The 16,505-nt window shown below is 41.0% G+C and carries 14 protein-coding genes; 2 read left to right on the top strand and 12 right to left on the bottom strand.

Going from position 1 to position 16,505, the window contains the following annotated elements:
- Nucleotides 1-30 precede the first annotated feature (30 nt).
- Nucleotides 31-522 (top strand): hypothetical protein, encoded by a 492-nt coding sequence (locus J2X07_RS16430; protein WP_310261164.1) that lies wholly within the window; start codon nt 31-33, stop codon nt 520-522.
- A gap of 123 nt (nt 523-645) precedes the next feature.
- Here the strand turns inward: J2X07_RS16430 and J2X07_RS16425 are convergent, their stop codons facing one another.
- From J2X07_RS16425 to J2X07_RS16410, 4 genes are all read right to left on the bottom strand, one after another.
- On the bottom strand, nt 646-1,761 hold the full coding sequence (locus J2X07_RS16425) for an NAD(P)/FAD-dependent oxidoreductase (RefSeq protein ID WP_310261162.1): 1,116 nt from the start codon (nt 1,759-1,761) through the stop codon (nt 646-648).
- 133 nt (nt 1,762-1,894) lie between these two features.
- Entirely contained in the window at nt 1,895-3,019 is a 1,125-nt protein-coding gene (locus tag J2X07_RS16420; RefSeq protein ID WP_310261160.1) for an NADH-dependent flavin oxidoreductase, read from the bottom strand.
- 171 nt (nt 3,020-3,190) lie between these two features.
- Nucleotides 3,191-3,901 (bottom strand): VCBS repeat-containing protein, encoded by a 711-nt coding sequence (locus J2X07_RS16415; protein WP_310261158.1) that lies wholly within the window; start codon nt 3,899-3,901, stop codon nt 3,191-3,193.
- Nucleotides 3,902-4,015: 114 nt separating this feature from the next.
- Nucleotides 4,016-4,354 carry a hypothetical protein gene (locus J2X07_RS16410; protein WP_310261156.1) on the bottom strand — a complete coding sequence of 113 codons (339 nt, stop codon included), beginning with the start codon at nt 4,352-4,354 and terminating at the stop codon, nt 4,016-4,018.
- 176 nt (nt 4,355-4,530) lie between these two features.
- Between J2X07_RS16410 and J2X07_RS16405 the strand changes: the two genes are divergently transcribed.
- Complete coding sequence (locus tag J2X07_RS16405) at nt 4,531-5,067, top strand: NAD(P)H-dependent oxidoreductase (protein ID WP_310261154.1); 537 nt, start codon at nt 4,531-4,533, stop codon at nt 5,065-5,067.
- Between the two features lie 120 nt (nt 5,068-5,187).
- Here the strand turns inward: J2X07_RS16405 and xylF are convergent, their stop codons facing one another.
- The 8 genes from xylF to J2X07_RS16365 form a co-directional block, all read right to left on the bottom strand.
- The gene (gene xylF / locus J2X07_RS16400; protein WP_310261152.1) at nt 5,188-6,282 is read right to left on the bottom strand and encodes a D-xylose ABC transporter substrate-binding protein; all 1,095 of its coding nucleotides are present in this window, start codon (nt 6,280-6,282) and stop codon (nt 5,188-5,190) included.
- A gap of 24 nt (nt 6,283-6,306) precedes the next feature.
- Nucleotides 6,307-7,827 (bottom strand): response regulator, encoded by a 1,521-nt coding sequence (locus J2X07_RS16395; protein ID WP_310261149.1) that lies wholly within the window; start codon nt 7,825-7,827, stop codon nt 6,307-6,309.
- Complete coding sequence (locus J2X07_RS16390; RefSeq protein ID WP_310261145.1) at nt 7,802-9,268, bottom strand: sensor histidine kinase; 1,467 nt, start codon at nt 9,266-9,268, stop codon at nt 7,802-7,804. The genes J2X07_RS16395 and J2X07_RS16390 overlap by 26 nt, the downstream gene beginning before the upstream one ends.
- Entirely contained in the window at nt 9,265-10,242 is a 978-nt protein-coding gene (locus J2X07_RS16385; RefSeq protein WP_310261143.1) for a sugar ABC transporter substrate-binding protein, read from the bottom strand. Before J2X07_RS16385 ends, J2X07_RS16390 begins: the two co-directional genes overlap by 4 nt.
- A 474-nt stretch (nt 10,243-10,716) precedes the next feature.
- Nucleotides 10,717-11,892, bottom strand: a complete 1,176-nt coding sequence (locus J2X07_RS16380; protein WP_310261140.1) for a sugar ABC transporter permease — start codon at nt 11,890-11,892, stop codon at nt 10,717-10,719.
- 11 nt (nt 11,893-11,903) lie between these two features.
- Nucleotides 11,904-13,424, bottom strand: a complete 1,521-nt coding sequence (locus J2X07_RS16375; protein ID WP_310261139.1) for an ATP-binding cassette domain-containing protein — start codon at nt 13,422-13,424, stop codon at nt 11,904-11,906.
- Nucleotides 13,425-13,515: 91 nt separating this feature from the next.
- Nucleotides 13,516-14,616, bottom strand: coding sequence for a sugar ABC transporter substrate-binding protein (locus J2X07_RS16370; protein WP_310261136.1), 1,101 nt, complete (start codon nt 14,614-14,616; stop codon nt 13,516-13,518).
- 528 nt (nt 14,617-15,144) lie between these two features.
- Complete coding sequence (locus tag J2X07_RS16365; protein WP_310261133.1) at nt 15,145-16,455, bottom strand: esterase-like activity of phytase family protein; 1,311 nt, start codon at nt 16,453-16,455, stop codon at nt 15,145-15,147.
- Between the last annotated feature and the right edge of the window lie 50 nt (nt 16,456-16,505).

Raw genomic sequence — 16,505 nt, 5'->3', positions numbered from 1 at the left:
GATAAGCGACATTTCCGGGAGGTTGACCATATGATTGATCAGAAGATTTTATTGGAATTGCAGGAGTATATTGAACAGCATTTTATTTATGAGAGTTCCTTCAAGTACTCGGAATGTATGGAACAAGAGCTCATCCTCGATAGTATTCATTTTGAACTGGATGAGTTTGTGAACAATCATCGAAAAAAAACTTTACAAGAGCTGCTGTTTAGTTTTATTGATAAAAGAGATGTCAAAGATTCATATGTTTATAAAAAAGCTGGCATAGACCGTAAACTTTTCTCAAAAATCCGATCTAGTTCCGATTACCGCCCGAGCAAGAATACGATTATTGCACTAGCTCTGGCCCTTGAGTTAAATGAAGATGACTTTGACGAGTTGCTTGAGTCAGGCGGCTACTCCCTATCAGATAGCGATACGAGCGACTTGGTTATTAAATTTTGTTTAGAGAAGAAAATCTATAATGTGATGCAAGTGAATGAGTGTTTGGATTATTTTAGTATGAAGACTTTGGGAGTATAAATAATAAAAGACTGTTTTTGTATACTATGTTGCGCTGGAAAGTAGTTGATTTCCGCTCTAGGTCGCTCGCAAACTACAAAAAGAAAGACAACTTCGGCGGGAAGTTGTCTTTCTTTTTGTATTCTACTGAAGTGCTCCTGTAACTTCATACAAGCTCATATCAATTTCAGTTGGTTTGTTTAGTGCGAGTTTCGCAAGTTCTGCCCCAAGATATGGTCCACTTGTTAAACCCGAAGCTCCTAAACCGTTAGCTATCAGTATTCCTTCATAACCCGGCAATGCTCCGATTACAGGTAGAAACCCAGGAGTAAAAGGTCTGAAACCTACCCTTGTTTCAAGTATCGTTCCATCTGATAATCCTGGAGCAATTGCTAAAGCTTTTGTTAGGATTTCACTTATTCCACCTGCAGTTACTCGATTATCAAACCCAGCTTCATCCTCATGTGTTGCACCTACTACAATTCGTCCCTCTTCAAAGCTTAGAATGTATTGGGTTGTTGGAGGCATGACAACCGGCCAGGAACCTGTATCCATATTGGGCATTTCAAGGTGAACAATTTGCGCCTTTTGTGGTGTTACTTTAAAGTTCACACCAATTGACTGCAGCAACTCTTGAGACCAAGCTCCTGCAGTAACAATGACTTGATCTGCCGTCAGTGACTTCTCATCTAGCTTTATTCCGACAATACGATTGTTTTCACTAAGGATAGAAGCATTTCCGTATAGAAGTTTAGCTCCATGCTTAACTGCACCGTTAGTCAACGCGTTACGCAGTGCTCTTCCGTTTACTCGTGCTCCGCCTCTCACAAAAACAGAACCATATTCTTCAGATAATGGAGGGAACAATTTTCTTGTTTCTTCAGGTGACAAAATTGATATTTCTCCTATTTCAGGAGCATCTTCCCGTCGTTTTTGAGCGCGTTCCGCCATCTTTTCTAGTTTAGCAGGATCATCGTGAAGACTAATCGCCCCAACACGCTTGTATCCCGTATCTTTTTCACCATCAGCTTCTAATTGAGCAATCAACTCAGGATAGTAGCGTGCACCGCCTTTTACCAGCTGATACCACGCTTTGTTGCGCCGCTGTGAAAGCCATGGACAAACGATTCCAGCTGCCGCGTCTGTTGCCTGCCCTTTGTCTTGGCGATCTACTAGAGTAACCCCTGTACCTGACTTAGCAAGATGATAAGCAGTTGATGCACCAAGAATGCCTGCTCCGATTACAATAATTTTTTTCATAAAATAGCACCTTTTTTGTCTTTGTTTAAAAGACATTATACAATTCTTTTTCCATTTATACGAATTCAGTATTGACCTAAATTTAACAACTAACAAACAAAAGAAGCAGGCTCAGCACCTGCTTCTTTTCTGTCTATTCAACTCCCGGAAACCATCCTGGGGTGTTAATGATTGCGTTCCATAATGGATCTGGAACGACTAGCTCTTGTTGTTTGGAATTATCGATTTTTGTTACGATTTCAGACTCTTGTCCCTGCTCGATCTTTTCTACCCAATCTGGATCGATGATAAGCTCTCGGCCAAGTGCGATAAGTGGCACACCCGTCTCAAACGCTTTGATAGCATCATCTGCTGTATAGATTGATCCTACACCGATTACCGGTACACGGTCTCCCGCTCTTTCCTTAATGATCTCAATTCGAGGGCGTGTATCCTCTACTCCACGTCTAGGCTCAGACCAGAAATCCATCAGTGAAACATGAAGGTAATCTAGATTCTTTGCACTTAATGCGTCAACTAGCGCCAATGTATCAGCCATTGTGATTCCTGGCGTTGTTGGCTCTTCTGGTGAAAAGCGGTATCCAACAAGGAAGTTTTCGTCACCGTGTTCTGCCGCTGCCTTTTGTACAGCATCTACTACTGCCATCGGAAACGCCATGCGCTTTTCTAACGAACCACCCCATTGATCTTCACGGCGGTTAGCGTGAGAAGAGAAGAACTGTTGAATCAAGTAGCCGTTCGCTCCGTGTATCTCAACACCGTCGTAACCGGCTTCAATCGCACGTCTCGTCGCCTCTCCAAAGTCACGGATAATGGATTCGACTTCAGATGAAGTTAATGGCCGAGGCACTGGTTTGCCTTCTGCTGATGGAATGTCACTTGCACTGACGACATCTCCGTTTGGAACAAGTTCAGGCGGAACTTCACGGCCGCCATGGAAGATCTGCAAAATGGCTTTTGAACCTTTTGCTTGAATAGCTGAAGCTAAACGTCGGAGGCTCGGAATCATGTCATCCGTATCGCCTGCAAACTCTCCCGGAAACCCTTTACCATTCGCCGTTACATTTGTACAAGCAGTAATCACCATGCCAACACCTTCAGAACGGCGCTCATAATATTGAATCTCTTCATCCGTAACTGTTCCATCTTCGTTAGATGAGAAATTTGTCATCGGTGCCATTACTACGCGGTTTTTTAACTCAATACCATTTTTAAAACGGAAAGAAGTAAATAGCGGTGCGTATTTTTCGTTCATCATGTTGTATATCTCCACCTTTTTATAAGTTTCAATTGCTTTCTTTTTTCAAGTTACTATTTATATTAATGCCTCGTATATTGAAAATCAAAGAATACGATTCAAGTTGTATGATTCTCAACAAATAAAAAATCTAACCCCATAACAGTGAGATTAGATCGAAAAGTTAATTTCCTATGATCCAAAGATAGCTACATTCTGATTCTGAAGAACAAACCGATTCTTTCTCCAGCCTAATGTGTTCATTACATAACCTAATGCATCTGCATTATACTGTCCTGCTATTTTTTGATAAGCCAGCAGCTCATAAACACCATTAGAGTCAAAATCAACCGGATATAATACACTCAACGGATTCACAAAACCGGTTATCGGATGCTTTAGCTTTCCATTAGCATTGTATATTTCATTTAAATAGTCAGAATCTCTTAATGAAATATCGATCAAATACGTTAGATGATTAATTTTGCTGACCACTTTCACTTTATAGTTATCTAGATAAGTAACGTCATATTGGTATTGTTCGTTATACACATTAAAATCAAAAATCAAATACGGTCTGTTATTGACAAAAGAATATACATAATCATAAGTGAAGGCTCCGCTTCCGCCTGAATTAATGCTAATTAAAATATCATCGACAGTGTTCCCTGTAAAATCACCTAAAAACAAGGTTGGGTTATAGCCTGCATTTTCAGAAAGTGGCACTCTTGTGATCTTGCCTGTTCTTCCATCCTGTACGACTAACGTTATATCCTGAATAAACGGACTATCAGATGTTTTAATCCCGGTTAAAAATACGTTATCCGCTACACGATCTCCCGTAACATCCCCTTTAGCAAATGCAACAACACTCGGATTGGCCCTATTATCATGATTGTACATAACATACTCCTTCTTTCAGACCTTTAAAATTATCCTATGGGCTGTCAGGGGAATTGCTACTATGTGCGGAAACAAAAATGCTTCGAAAGTTTACAACTTAAGAAGCATCCTAAATTATTTATGAAAAATAATAAGATTTACTGCACCTAAAAATCGATTCAGTTCATTTTCAGTTTTAAATTTAAAAGAATAACCATATGTGATTGTGGTCTGACCTGTGTTTAGCCTTTTTGGAAAACGGCTTAGAGCAGTACTATTAAAAACGGCGTGGCTTTTATGATGTAATCCGCTATTCTTTTCAACCGTTTCAGGATGTAGAACAATACTAATTTCTTTATTTGGCAGCAGATAAATAACATCTTTAGTATGTATGTTTTCAAATTCAATTGCCTTGCTTGTTTCCTTCGTAACTTTAAAATCATTTTGCATAAAAATGCTTTTAAAATTCTCCATATATAAGTTCCTCTCAAAAAAAATGGTTTATATCATTTTAAAAGATAACAGTTAGAACGTATAGTACGAAATCTTATCAGAATAAACTAACTTTTGATTTGACAATTTGTTTAGTTTGAGTTAATTTGTATGTACAAACAAATGAAATTATACAACTTTAAAGGAGAAATTTCTAAATGAAAACACTTGTTATTATTACTCATCCTAACCTTCAGCAATCACGAATCAACCGGGCCTGGATGGATGAATTAAAAAAACACGAAGAAATTACAGTGCACGCTTTATACGAATCATATCCTGATGGAAAAATTGATGTGAATCATGAACAAAGTCTGCTTGAATCACATGATCGCATTATCCTTCAATTCCCTTTCTATTGGTACAGCACGCCGCCATTGTTGAAACAATGGCAAGATGAAGTGCTTTCTTACGGCTGGGCATATGGAGAAGGCGGCGATAAACTTCAGGGTAAAGAACTTGGTCTTGCAATCTCTACTTTCGGACCCGAAGATTCATACCAGCCTACAGGCTACAATAATTTCACAATGGAAACATTAACAACTCCATTACAACAAACAAGCAATCTGATTGGCACTAAATTTATGCCATTATTCGTATTAAATGGTGTAATGCATGTAACAGATGCTGAACTACAAGAAAGCGCAAAAGCATATGCAGAATATGTTCTACAGTCGTCCAAGATAGAAGCTTAATACATTAAAAAAACAGCCTAGCGAAGCAGCTTTTGTTTCGTTAGGTTGTTTTATTGTTAGCGCATGCCTCTTATAAACAAAAACACCTCAGTGGATTTTTCTGAGATGCAGTTAATGACTTTATTTTTTAATATGATAAACTTCTTCCTTTGAATGAAAACCATCTCTGATGATCGTTTCGTCAATATTCCGTTTATCAACAGCAATTGGTGACAGCAGTACGGATTGAACCTCGATTTTTCCGTTATTTATTTTTCTGTTTGCTTCTATTTCTTCACCCTTTGCCATTCTAACCGCTAATTTTGCGGCTTCCTCTGTCAATAATTTGATTGGTTTATACACTGTCATGATCTGTGTGCCTTGGACAATCCTTTGAACACCCGAAAGCTCAGCGTCTTGTCCTGCAACCGGAATTTTTCCTGCAAGCCCTTGTGAGGTTAGTGCCTGAATGACTCCTCCAGCCGTTGCATCGTTTGCCGCTATAACTGCATCAATTTGATTATGGTTTGCCTTGAGAGCTTCCTCCATGTTTGTCCGTGCATTAGCCGGGGTCCAGTCCTTGGACCATTGGTCGAACACCACCGTAATATCACCTTTGTTTATTAACGGCTGGAGGACTTCGAAGACACCTTTTTTGAATAAATGGGCATTATTGTCCGTTTCAGCGCCGCCGATATACACATACCTTCCTTTAGGAACAAGTTTGGTTATCACTTTAGCTTGCAGTTCCCCGACTTTTTCGTTGTCGAAGGAAACATACAAATCGATATCCGCATTTTTAACGAGTCTGTCGTATGCCATTACTTTAATTCCAGCTAAATGTGCCTTTTTGACGATTGCAGCCATGGCCTCTGCGTTATGGGGAACCACAACAAGAAGATCGACCCCTTGGCTGATCAGCGTCTCCGCTTGAGCTATCTGGACAGAATCATCGCCATTCGCCGCTAGAATCTCTACTTCCGCACCAAGCGATTCCACAGACTTCTTAAACAAATCTCTATCCTTTAGCCAGCGCTCCTCCAATAATGTATCCATAGAAAAGCCAATTTTAATCTTTTCTTCAACTGGCTTTTTTACATGGGACTTTTCACTGTTAGAAGGTTTCACTTTCCCTAAAGTGCTATTTCCGTTACCTCCCGCATCGCAAGCCGTGAATGCGAATACGAGAACGATTAGAAATAGGATGAGATTCACATGTTTCAAAATCCTCTCCATCGGTGCTGCTCCTTTTGTCTGCCTTTACCCTTTTCTGCCAAGGACGGCTTTTCGATATTCTGTAGGTGAAAGCGCAACCATTTTTTTAAACACTTTGCTGAAATAGTTCGGTTCATGGTAGCCTACCTCGAACGTAATTTCCTTTAAACTCTTTTCTGGATCTGCCATAAGCTTCTTAGCTTTTTCAATACGGCATTCCGTCAGAAAATCGATATAGTTAACGCCAAGTTTTTCCTTAAACATCTTGCTGATATAAATAGGACTCAAGCCCACTTTCCTGCCTAAAGTCTCCAAGGAAATATCCTCATGTGAATGCTTCATAATGTATTTTTTAATCTGATGAATCGTATCCGCTTCAAGCTGCTCATAATGTGCTTCATACGATTGCCTCATATGTACAAGCAAGCGGTCAGTCTCGAATCGCAGTTGACGAAAGTCTTGAGATTGATAAGAAAAGAAAGGTGTTTCGGTCTCGACGCCAATTTCGCTCATCACCCTTGCTGCGATCCAGAGCAGTTCGAGGACACGCTGCTGAGTCTGAAGCAATTCTGCCCCTTCGTTTTCGCATCGTCTAATAAGTTCCGTAACATTCAAACGGATTAGGTCCCATTTGCCAAGCCTTATTTCATCGAAAAACTGTCTTTCACGCTGCTTTGTCAACGATTTTTCTTCCGTACTCCCCAGAACAGGAACATCTGAATAAAAGCGATATTTTACAGGCAAAGATGTATCCATTGTTGCTATTAGCGATTCCTGATAAGACTGGCGGACTTGATTCAAGGAACTGCATACGCTCCCAATTCCGACAAACCAGCCTGCTCCTGGGCTTGTTTTCGCTAAAGAAAGAATCTCATTAGCAAGCGAAATGGACTGGGAACGAAAAGAACGATCAGGTTTCCGGAACACGATAACAGGAAGCTGCCGGCCATACAGAGCACCGACCCACGCACTCCCCAGCTGTCTGATCTTTTCTTTTACCGCAGAATAAAGTTTTTCCCCACCTTCTGGCAGCAGGATGCTTACCACAAAAGATTCGTCTGTCGAAGGGATGTCCAGCATTTCAACCAGCATGTCCAGATGTACTTCATGTACATGATCGAACAGCAGTTGTGTCACAACATCCGTCTCAACGAGCGGCAGTGCTTTTTTTAAAACGCCCAAGGACTTCCGCTCTTCTTCGATCTCTTCCAGCACTTTTCCAACGGTAGCTGCAATTTCGCTCACTTTGCTCGGTTTCAGTAAATAATCCTTTACGCCAAGCTTAATCGCCTGTCGGGCATAGTCAAACATATCAAAAGCCGTGATCATCACAAATTTAATAGAAGGATCGATATTGGTTATTTGCTGGATCGCCTCGAGACCATTCATCCCAGGCATCTGGATATCCATCAAGACTAAGTCAGGCTTAAACTCGTCAACCATCTCCACGGCGACTCTGCCGTTTTTAGCTTGGGCAATTGAGACTTCGGGAAAGGCTTTCTGCAAGATCACTTGCAGTCCTTCGCGTTCAATCTGTTCGTCATCCACGATCAAGAGTTTTAGCATTCTCTTCAATCCCTCTCGTTTTTGGTATTCTTAGCACTACCTTCGTACCTAGCCCGATATGGCTTTGAATATCCATAAGATTCTCCATGCCGTAAAATAGCTTGAGCCGTTTCACAACATTACTGAAACCGATGCCTGTCGATGCGGCATCTGTCTGCACAAGCTCTCCCTCTACTATCTGCTTAATTTTATGTTCCTGAATACCTGGGCCGTCATCTTCAACCTCTATGATTACCTGGTTATCACCGTCTTTAATGCGGAACCAAATATTGCCGCCTTCCTCCCGCGGTTCAACGGCATAAATAACCGCGTTTTCAATGATCGGCTGCAGGGTCAGACCAGGGATCTGAACTTCTAGGCACGCTTCGTCTATTTCCATGTTCAAAGTCAGACGGTCTGTGAACCTGGCTTTCTGAATGTTCATGTATTGCTGGATCACCACTACTTCATCGCGAAGTGTAACGGCTCTGTCCAGCCACTTTAAGTTGTAGCGCAGCAAGCCAGCCACACTTACAAGCAAGTCGCTCGTTTCTTCTGATCCTTCCAAATACGCTTTCTTAGAGAGCGTATTCAATGTGTTAAACAAAAAATGCGGGTTAATCTGGCTTTGGAGATTCCGAAGCTGACTTTCCTTCAGCAGGAGCTTACTTTGCTGAAGTTCGTGCTCCAGCTGTGCCTTCTGCTGTATTTCCTGAAATAAATTATTAATGTTGATGCGCATTCGATTAAAAGTTTGAGCAAGGAAAGAGATTTCGTCGTTAGAATCCACCTTGATCTCCTTGTCAAAACGGCCGGCAGACAGTTCGTTGGCTGCCCGTGTCAACAGCTGCACCGGTCTTGTAATACTTAGCGAAAACCAATAAGTGATCATCAGCAGCAGCAATGTGATAAGGAGCATAAGCCAGATGCCCAGCTTTTTAAATTCTGCAGACTGATCAATTATGCCGCGGTAAAAGCGGTCGTACGTTTTTAGCTCTGTGTCGATCAAGGTGAGCGTCATATCGGAAATGTACTTCGAGATGCGTGTCGCTTCTGTAAATTCTTTGTCTGAAGCCTCTGTATCTTTTTCAGAGTAAAACATGAGTGAACGGTCCGTTGTCTCAATCAAGCTGTCTATTAAGTTCATATAATTGGTAAGATCAAATTCGTTCTCTGTATTCCTTAAAGATAAGACTTCATCCTTTACCCGGTTAAGATTCTCTTTGCTATGATTCAGTTCAGTCAAGTTCGCTTTAGATGGCTCGAGCAAATAGTTATTAAGATTCGTGACCACCAACTGACTCGTACTGGTCACTTCGTTCATCTTTATATACCGCTGTAAAATTTCGTTATATTGATTTTGTGTTTTCTGGTTGTAGTATGTAAGTGCAATCCAAATTATCCCCATAATGACAAGAACGACAGTTGCCAGCATCCATATTTTCTTCTGAATTTTGTTCATCGCTTGTCCATCGCTTTTATGATCCCAATATCACTTAGATAGCCATCAGCATCCAGAGGAACCTTATCGTTATTCAGCCATTTGATTAATAGATCTACACTCTTTCTCCCCATCATCTCAGGAGATTGCTCGATTACACCATCAAGCTTTTTTTGGTTCAGCAAAGAAAGCGATTCAGACCCGTCGTCGAATGAATAGATATGATAAGGCTCGACTTTACCGCGCCTGCTAATTTCCTGAATCATCGCTCCTGCGATATTTGCATTCACAGCAATAAAGCCATTCACATCAGGATACTTGTTCAGCAAATCCTGTGTTTTGGCGATGACTTGTTCCCTTGAATCAGAAGTTTCCGCATAAACAGCTTTGACGTTCGGGTAATCCTTGAAAACTTCCCTGATACCTTTCAGCCGCTGCTCCTGGTAATATTCCTTTTGGCTGTCGCTTAATAAAATGATGTTTCCATGCTGGCCCATATCGGACAGCATCAGCTGAGCGATCATCTTTCCAGCCAAATGCTGGTCTGATCCAACGTATGTCTTTCTTAGACTTTCCGCTTTCGGCACATCATTCGCAACGGTAATGATGGGGATGCCATAAAATGCTGCTTTTATTTTTGTCAAATCCTTAAATTTCTGAGTGTCCAGCCCTTGTACAATAATGCCGTCCACTTTAGACTGAATGGCTATTTCAAGCTTTTTCAAGAAATCTTCCTGGTTTTTGCCGTAGCTCCCCCATACCTCAAGGCTTGCTCCATCCTTTTGAGCTTGTTCGGCCGCACCTGCTCCGACCTTATCCCAAAACGGTGTCTCCAGTTCTTGAGTAATGAGAACAATACGATAGCGATCCTTAGTAGTGGTGGATGCAGCAGGCAGCTCCAATTCAGACTTGAACGCTTTTTGTGCTGTGGTAAACGTAAAATAACAAAGGACGATACATAGGAAACTAAGTATGATTATGCCGGCTTTACGCAAAGTGAAGTATCTCCTTTTTTTCCGATAATTTACTAATTTTATTTTATCATATTGAACGAAAAGTGAATGCTCAATCCTTTTCCAATCAGCAGGCGTTTTAAAAAAAAGACTGTCTCCGTAAACCTTTGTTGCTTTTGAAAGAGGTTAATTTCCGCTCTTTGGGCTCGCTTTCCGCAGGGTGTGCGGTGAGCCCCCTCTGCGCTGCGCGCCATGAGTGGTCTCACCTGTCCCACTCATCCTGCAGGACAAGGAAGGCTTCGGCAGCTTCACATCGCACGAAGAAAATGTGATTTTCATTTTCGAGGAGTCTCGCCCTTCGCTCCAATTAACTTTTCAATGAAGAATTTCTCAAAAATCACTTAATTGCACCAACCCTTTAGAAAAGAACGTTTAGAAAAAAGTCTTAAAAAAATAAGAGCACCTTCCTTAGATAGGTGCCCCAGCTTATCTTTCTAACTATAGGAAAATAGGAAACTATCCTCTCTTTTTACGAGTTATTACGTCAAAGAGAACTGCTGCAACCAATACGCCGCCTCTGATCATATACTGCATGGAAACGCCTACTCCAAGCAGGTTCATTCCGCTGGACAAGGAAGCCATAACGATAGCACCGATGATGGCGCCTGTTACTTTCCCTACACCGCCTGCAGAGGATACTCCGCCGACGTAAGCCGCAGCGATCGCATCAAGCTCGAACAGTGTTCCAGCAGTTGTTGTCGCCGATTGCAGACGGGACGTGAACAAGATGCCGGAAAGTGCAGCGAGCATCCCCATAGAACCAAATACGATGTACGTGATTTTATTAACGTTAATCCCGCTAAGATGCGCGGCTTCCGGATTGCTTCCGACCGCATAGATGTGACGGCCTAGGACTGTTTTTGTTGTTAAGAAATGATAGACTACAACAACCAAGAGCATGATGACAACTGTCCATGAGAAACCGTTATAGCCTGCAAGAATCCAAGTAACATAAGCAATAATTGCAGAAACAAAGACTAGCTTAAATGTAAAAATCCCTTTAGAAACCACATCAAACTGATATTTAATCTTATTTTGGCGCGTGGAGATTTCACTGTAAACATAAAAAAGAATGGATAATAAACCTAGAATCAGAGATAGAAGATGCAAACCGTTTACAACCATGATAGAAGGAATAAATCCGTTTCCGATCGCGTTAAAACCATCGTCTTTAATGATGATTGTTCCCGTTGCCTCTGTTACCTGCAGCAGCGCACCACGGAAAATGAGCATCCCAGCAAGAGTGGCAACAAAGGAAGGAATCGCGTATCTAGCAATCAGCAAGCCGTTAAACAAGCCGATAAAAATTCCAAGCACAAGAATAATCGGAATGGTCGCATAAATCGGCATTCCCATCTTTGTAAGAAGGATAGCCGTTATTGCACCAAGGAACCCGGCCGCAAACCCAACCGATAAATCAATATGGCGGATAACAATAACGAGTGTCATACCTACCGCTAATACGGCAATGTAACCGGTAGAATCTAATAGATTGCTAATATTTCGTGATGACATGAACAGCCCATCCGTCATGATGGAGAACGTGAGCATAATTACGAATAACGCAATATACATCCCATAATCACGGATATTCTCTTTCACTAATGATCTTGCTTCATTGATAAATTCCATGTGTTAACCCCCTATTGCGTAGCAAGCTGCATAATATTTTCTTGGTTGGCTTCTTCAATTGGCAGCTCACCTTTGATTTTGCCTTCAGCCATGACATACACACGATCGCTCATTCCAAGTACTTCACCGAGCTCCGAAGAAATCATGATAATGCTCATACCCTCGCTTATCAATTTGTTCATAATCGTATAAATTTCAAATTTTGCTCCAACATCTATACCTCGGGTCGGTTCATCGAGAATAAGCAGCTTCGGTCCGACAAAGAGCCATTTTCCGAGCGATACCTTCTGCTGGTTCCCTCCGCTTAGATTACCAACGACCTGCTCTAAAGAAGAAGCTTTAATGTACATTGATTTTTTATACGCTTCAGCCTTCTTCACTTCTTCATTCACGTTGATAATGCCGTTATCTGCGACACCATTCAGGTTTGCCGCAGTAATGTTGTTCTTAATATCCTGGATTAAAAACAGCCCGTCGCCTTTTCGGTCTTCCGTCACATAAGCAATTCCTGACTTGATAGCATCGCTTGTATGTTTGAACGTCTTTGGTGAGCCTCCAACCTCCAGCTGCCCTTCCAGCTTGTAATTCTTTGGATTTCCAAAAACACTCAGCGCAAGTTCTGTTCGCCCCGATCCCATCAATCCAGCTATTCCGACGATTTCTCCCTTTTTCACATGAAAATTGACGTCCTTTACAACATGACGGCCAAGCTCAGTACTGTAAGCAGACCAATTTTTCAATTCAAGAATGGTTTCGCCTATTTTCTTGTCTGGACGCTTCGGATATATATCATCAATATCACGGCCAACCATGTTTTTAATAATGACGTTCTCGGAAATTTCGCCTTTTGATGCATCCAGCGTACAAATCGTTTTACCGTCGCGAAGCACCGTCGCTTTATCCGCAATCGAAATGACTTCCTTCAGCTTGTGTGAAATCATGATACTTGTGATGCCTTGCTTTTTCAGTTCACCCAAAAGTCTTAGCAGATTTTCGCTGTCATCCTCATTAAGTGCCGCAGTGGGCTCATCAAGAATTAGAAGCTTAACGTCCTTACTTAACGCTTTGGCAATTTCGACTAACTGCTGCTTACCTACGCTCAAATCTTTTACGAGCGTTTCAGGATTCACGTCGAGTCCTACTCTTTTCAGCATCTCTTTCGCCTGGGCAATTGTCTGATTCCAGTCGACCAGATTACCGCGCTTAACTTCATTGCCCACAAAAATATTTTCATAGACCGTCAGATCCGGAAACAATGCCAGCTCTTGGTAGATTATGACGATGCCTGTTTTTACACTGTCACTGATCTTGTTGAACTGCTGCACACTGCCTTCAAACACGATATCTCCAGCATATGTCCCATAAGGATAAACACCGCTCAGCACCTTCATCAGCGTTGATTTTCCTGCTCCGTTTTCCCCGATCAAGCAGTGAATCTCGCCTTTCCCTACCTTGAAATTGACATTGCTGAGCGCTTTTACTCCGGTAAACTCTTTGGAAATCTGGTTCATCTCCAAAATATATCCGCTCATCATTATCCCTCCATTAGCCAAACAACTGACTTAATTGTGAAAAATAGTGATAGACGTAGTATCTATCACTATTCCGCGCCGTACTATTTTCTTATTTAAGCCCTGTAAATTCGTCGGCTTTGTAGTATTTAGAATCGATAAGTTCCTTCTGTACGTTCTCTTTGTCCACAACGATAACGTTTGTTTGTTTTGCTTTCACTTTAACTTTTCCGTTATCGTATGATCCAGTTGTTTCAGGCTTCTTATCATCAAGGATATCAACAGCCATTCCCATTGCATCCTTTACAAGTGTACGAACATCTTTAAACACAGTCATAGATTGTTTGCCATCAATTACGTATTGAATAGAAGCTTTCTCAGCATCCTGTCCAGTTACGAGGTAGCTTGTTACAGCACTGTCAGATCCAAATACATCTGCGATAGAACGAGCTGTCCCGTCGTTAGGAGCAAGGATAGCCACATCACCTTTCATGTCAGCTTTCGCCGCAGTCAAGTGAGTTTGAGCTTTGTTTTTGGCTTCATTAGCATCCCAGTTTGTTGTCACCTGTCCGATGACCTTGCTCAGCTCATCACGAGAAAGATCAGCTTTGTCTTTTAAAGCTTCTGCTGCGCTAGAGTTAGCAATTTTGAATGTGCCGTCAGCGATTTTGGGCTGAAGCACTTTCCAAGCACCTTCAAAGAACAAGAATGCGTTGTTATCTGAAGCAGCACCAGCGTATAGATAAAGCGGCACGTTAGAACCTTTTGCATTATCGATCAAATATTGACCTTGTGCTGCACCTACTGCAAGGCTGTCAAATGTTACATAGTAATCAACTGCATCTGTATTTGTAATAAGACGGTCATAAGAGATAACCGTGATGTCATCCTTCTTCGCAGCTTCTACTGCAGCCGCTGCTGCATTTCCGTCTTGCGGGCAAATAATTAGAACGTCAATCCCTTTGTTGATCAATGTTTCAACGTTTTCTTTTTCCTTAGCAGAAGAACCTTGGCTAAAAAGGATTTCAGTTGTGTAATCTGTACCTTTCAGCGCATCCTTAAATCGCTGCTCATCCTGCACCCATCTTGGCTCATCTTTAGTTGGCAATACGATACCCACACTTACCTTGCTTTTACTGTCACTGCAGCCAGCCGCAACAAGCATAACCATGACCACAGCAAGCATAAGAGATATAATTTTGCTTTTTTTCATTTTAGTTCCCCCTTTAAAAATTACTTACATGTAAATTATAGCTACGAAAAAACAATGTTTGAAAGCGCTATCAATAGCACTCTTTTAACATTATCTGTACTTTTTTATACTGAGGGTAAAAAAAACCGCAGCTTGGAGCCAGCTTCGGGTTTTAGGTTTAACTTTGATAGCATGTTCTAAATGGCTGACTTGAAATTACTTGACCTTTCCCTAGGCGTGTCCTTCTTCAAAATTCCTGAAAGCTTGGACAAACCATTTACCTCTAAAACATATTTACCCGTTGATAATACCATTCACGGAGCCCATAACAATTCAGAATAAATGATACCTTTTAATCCCTTTAGACATAGATCAAATTGATTGATGCATTATCTCCTGCTCTCATAAATAAGTTCAAGTTGAAAATCCGTTTCAAAAAACAAAAAAACAACTACCACAAGGGTTAGTTGCTTTTTAACACGTAAAATTCCTGAATATAGTCAAAATTATAATTCACAAGAACTTAACTGAGTTAAATAAATCAATGGTTTATTCACTAATTTCAATCTTCCATAATTCAGTTGGAATTCCATTTTGTGAAGTATTGGTTATACTGAAGTCATTATCATTCATAACAGCTATGGAATGGTTGTTGATCATTGTTAAGCCTTCAAGTTTCTCAAATGGATAGTCTAGCTTTAACATATCAACCACTAAACGTTGTTTTGGAAATATAATACCGGCTTTCTTCATTTCATCCACCGTCATTTGTTCTAAGCTTTTTTTATTTTCTTTCGGGCTATCATATTTACCATGAATATTTGAAGCGTTCGAAATATCTATTTTAAAAACTTTTTTGACTTGAGATTCACTTCCTCCATAGCTGTCCCTTTCATCAACTAGGAGGGTATGGTCATCCTTAGCGTATAAATCAGAAACGTATATTTTCGATTGTTTCAAATCCTTATATTGTTTTTCGTCATCTGTTAAAAAAACATATTCTCCCGCAACTTTTAATGTATTTATGTTGATTTTCAGAATCCTGATTGCCCGCGAATTATTACTAGTCTCTTCATTAGGATTTCCGAGGGGTCTTTGGGTAAGAGTGAACATCCATTTGCCATCAGGGGAGATGGTAACTCCCTCAAAACCTTTATTAGAAATTCGTTTAGAAAATACAGCCGGTAAACAATCCTTTACCGGAATGTTCGGAGCATTATCAAATTGCTTTTTCATCCCTGATGGAATAAGACGCTGCAAAATAGTACCGTCTCGCGTTACTTGTACAAGACTTGGACGATATTCGTCGCTGATCCAAAATGTGTCATCTTTCGGATTGTATGCGAGTCCTTCTGTGTCTATCCCATATGGATCATAAGGCAATTGTTTTTCTCCTTTTTCATCATAAGGCGTTTCATCAAGTCCTGGTAGATTAGATACACCGGAAATGTAGTTAGTACCCGTAATCTTGTCCGTACCATTTGGCAATTTAAGAGGGATGGTTTTAAGGATTTCCACTTCACCGTGTGATGCTTTAATCTTATAAATTCTAGGTGTATACGTTGGCACAGGAAAAGTACGTCTTTTTTCACCATCTACCATCACTTCGCCATTTGGCCCTCGGTCAGCTGTCGTATAAAAAATATTTTCGGGATCCCCAGGAAGATGATTGAGCGAAGAGCCCATACCTGCTTTTATTCCATTTCCTACATCAGGAGGATTTTTTAATAAAAACCGTTCTTTGGTAATTTGCTCAGTGGAAGAAGCTGCTGCCTCGGTCACTGTATCGTGAGTATATGCGAATAAAGCTGAAAGAAAGCTAATAGACAAGACGCCTGTTAAGAGTATTTTTTTGTTCATGTCTTCTTATGATTCCCCCATCATTTGAATAAAGTTTAATCATAACGGGA

Source organism: Fictibacillus barbaricus (assembly GCF_031457135.1).
Lineage (GTDB): Bacteria > Bacillota > Bacilli > Bacillales > Fictibacillaceae > Fictibacillus > Fictibacillus barbaricus_A.
Note: the sequence above shows the minus strand (reverse complement) of the source record. Positions and strands in the feature narration are given on the sequence as shown.

What these genes read in the sequence shown, in the direction of transcription:
- J2X07_RS16430 (WP_310261164.1), top strand. Translation starts at nt 31, where the DNA reads ATGATTGATCAGAAGATTTTATTGGAATTGCAGGAGTATATTGAACAG.
- J2X07_RS16425 (WP_310261162.1), bottom strand. Translation starts at nt 1,761, where the DNA reads ATGAAAAAAATTATTGTAATCGGAGCAGGCATTCTTGGTGCATCAACT.
- J2X07_RS16420 (WP_310261160.1), bottom strand. Translation starts at nt 3,019, where the DNA reads ATGATGAACGAAAAATACGCACCGCTATTTACTTCTTTCCGTTTTAAA.
- J2X07_RS16415 (WP_310261158.1), bottom strand. Translation starts at nt 3,901, where the DNA reads ATGTACAATCATGATAATAGGGCCAATCCGAGTGTTGTTGCATTTGCT.
- J2X07_RS16410 (WP_310261156.1), bottom strand. Translation starts at nt 4,354, where the DNA reads ATGGAGAATTTTAAAAGCATTTTTATGCAAAATGATTTTAAAGTTACG.
- J2X07_RS16405 (WP_310261154.1), top strand. Translation starts at nt 4,531, where the DNA reads ATGAAAACACTTGTTATTATTACTCATCCTAACCTTCAGCAATCACGA.
- xylF (WP_310261152.1), bottom strand. Translation starts at nt 6,282, where the DNA reads ATGGAGAGGATTTTGAAACATGTGAATCTCATCCTATTTCTAATCGTT.
- J2X07_RS16395 (WP_310261149.1), bottom strand. Translation starts at nt 7,827, where the DNA reads ATGCTAAAACTCTTGATCGTGGATGACGAACAGATTGAACGCGAAGGA.
- J2X07_RS16390 (WP_310261145.1), bottom strand. Translation starts at nt 9,268, where the DNA reads ATGAACAAAATTCAGAAGAAAATATGGATGCTGGCAACTGTCGTTCTT.
- J2X07_RS16380 (WP_310261140.1), bottom strand. Translation starts at nt 11,892, where the DNA reads ATGGAATTTATCAATGAAGCAAGATCATTAGTGAAAGAGAATATCCGT.
- J2X07_RS16375 (WP_310261139.1), bottom strand. Translation starts at nt 13,424, where the DNA reads ATGAGCGGATATATTTTGGAGATGAACCAGATTTCCAAAGAGTTTACC.
- J2X07_RS16370 (WP_310261136.1), bottom strand. Translation starts at nt 14,616, where the DNA reads ATGAAAAAAAGCAAAATTATATCTCTTATGCTTGCTGTGGTCATGGTT.
- J2X07_RS16365 (WP_310261133.1), bottom strand. Translation starts at nt 16,455, where the DNA reads ATGAACAAAAAAATACTCTTAACAGGCGTCTTGTCTATTAGCTTTCTT.